We start from the raw sequence: 1,875 nt of genomic DNA, 5'->3' as shown, positions 1-1,875 counted from the left end.
CGCCGCGATGGGCCAGCGCGATAACCCTGTCGAGTTCATCCAGGGCATCCACGGCGATCAAGCAACCGTGGCGGGCGGCTAGCCAGAGCAGCTGTTCGCTTTTGGCGGGCCCGGTGACCACTATGTCTGAACCGCGCACACCGCAACTAAGCGCGTGAACCAATTCCGGGGCGCTGGCTGCATCGACGCCGGCGCCGACCTGCGCGCAGACGCGTAGCCAGCACCCCGCCTTGTTGGCTTTCTTGGCGAAAAATACTTGCCCTTGGATCCCGGCCGAGTCGATCACATCGGTAAACGCCTTGAGGTTTTGGGCGAACCGCGGCGCGAACAGCACGTGAAACGGGCCTTCGACCGCATGAGCCATATCGGCTAATAACGAACGATCGGATTTGACTTCCCGGAACCATTCCGGCTCTATCGCCGGCAGCGACAACGGCATCTGTGCTAGCTCCACAGCCTGATTTCCTGTCCGCGCCCACGGGCGATCGCTTGGGTGGCCAGTTCGTGTGCCACCGGGATGTCGGTGATGGCCATGCCGCTGTTGAAAACGAAGACCCGGTCATCCTTGTCTCGCCTGCCCGGTGCTTGTCCGGCGAGGATGTCGGGCAGCTCGGCGTCCAAGCGTAACGAGCCGTTCTTGTCGGCGAAGCGGGTGCCCGTGACCGCCAGTTGGCCCGCGCTCGTCGCGACGGCGTAGTCGGCGTCGCGCAGCGAGGACGAGTGCACGCCGGTCCCGTTGACCGAGACGAACAGCGCCCCTGGCTTGAGCCAGCTGGTGCGGAACTTGACCTCGGTGGCCGGCCCAGCCGACGTCGCGACCAGAACATCGGCTTCGTTGGCGGCTGTCTCGGGATCGGCGACGACTTCGATGTCTCGGTCTGGGTGCTGCTCGCGGACATACGCGCGCACGGCGGCGATGCCGTCGGGATGGGTGCCGAACAGCAGCAGCCGATCCAAGTCCGGCAGAGCGCTCAGTAGGTACGGGAAGGTGTATCGGCCTTGGGCGCCGGAACCGGTCACCAACGCGGTGCGGGCTCCGGGCGGTGCGCAGGTGTCCGCGATCAGCGCGGTGTTGGCGGCCGTTCGTAGCGCGGTGACTCGGAAACAGTCCATAAACGCTATCGGCAAACCCGCCTTATCGTCGTAGAGCGTGATGGTGATGTATTCTTTTTTCCCTTCGTCGTTTTGCATGTAATAATCTTTAAATGCGGTGATTTGTGAACCGCCGTCATAGCCGGGCATCGCATAGGCCGCCGAATCCCGGTAAGGCGATCGCATCATGATTTTCGCCGGCGCCCGAGATGAACCGTCGGCCACTCGCAGGTAAGCGCCCTTGACCAGTTCCATCACTTTATTGGGACTGATCGCAATGTCGGCGATATCGCTGCGTGTTAGCACGCGCAGCGCAACGTCCTCGCGGTCCAGAATCTGCTGTACCGGTTGGCTGCCTGTTGCTGCAGAAACCATTTATTGTGTTCCGTCCTCTCGTATTTTTGATACAGAGCAGTGGCCCAGTGGGAATCCTGCTGCGTGCAATTCTTGCAGCGCGGCTATGCCGGAATTTTCACCTCGAGTGAGCCATTGCCCGGCTGAATCCCCGCAGCCGCTTTCCGGATCGGTACCGCCCCGCGCAGCAGTGTGGGGTTGGTGATGGTGGTGGTGCGGGTCCAGGAGGTGATGATGTGTTGGTTGGGGTCGGTGAGGGTGGTGGGTTGGGGGGTGGGTTGCCAGTCCAGCAGCTGGTGTTGGTGGCAGTAGTGGTCGTTGTAGATGGTGTCGAAGTAGCGTTGGGGTCCGTCGGGGAAGATCGCGGCGATGCGGGTGTCTTTGGCGAGGGTGCGCGCGGCCCACCCAGCGACCAGCGCCACTGCCCCC

Annotated in this window: 1 protein-coding gene and 2 pseudogenes; all 3 read right to left on the bottom strand. The window is 62.7% G+C overall.

All coding sequences use genetic code 11. The annotated features are described in order from the left end of the window. Window positions 1-454, bottom strand: a pseudogene (locus tag HMPREF0591_RS25800) (Y4yA family PLP-dependent enzyme); the annotation flags it as partial. Continuing rightward, window positions 445-1,467, bottom strand: coding sequence for an ornithine cyclodeaminase (locus tag HMPREF0591_RS25795; RefSeq protein WP_007171673.1), 1,023 nt, complete (start codon window positions 1,465-1,467; stop codon window positions 445-447). The gene HMPREF0591_RS25795 and the pseudogene HMPREF0591_RS25800, both read right to left, overlap by 10 nt. Window positions 1,468-1,550: 83 nt before the next feature. After that, window positions 1,551-1,875: pseudogene (locus HMPREF0591_RS25790) on the bottom strand (pyridoxal-5'-phosphate-dependent protein subunit beta); the annotation flags it as partial.

Origin of the sequence: Mycobacterium parascrofulaceum ATCC BAA-614, from assembly GCF_000164135.1 — a bacterium.
GTDB classification, from domain to species: Bacteria; Actinomycetota; Actinomycetes; order Mycobacteriales; family Mycobacteriaceae; genus Mycobacterium; species Mycobacterium parascrofulaceum.
This window is presented reverse-complemented; position numbering and strand designations above follow the sequence as displayed.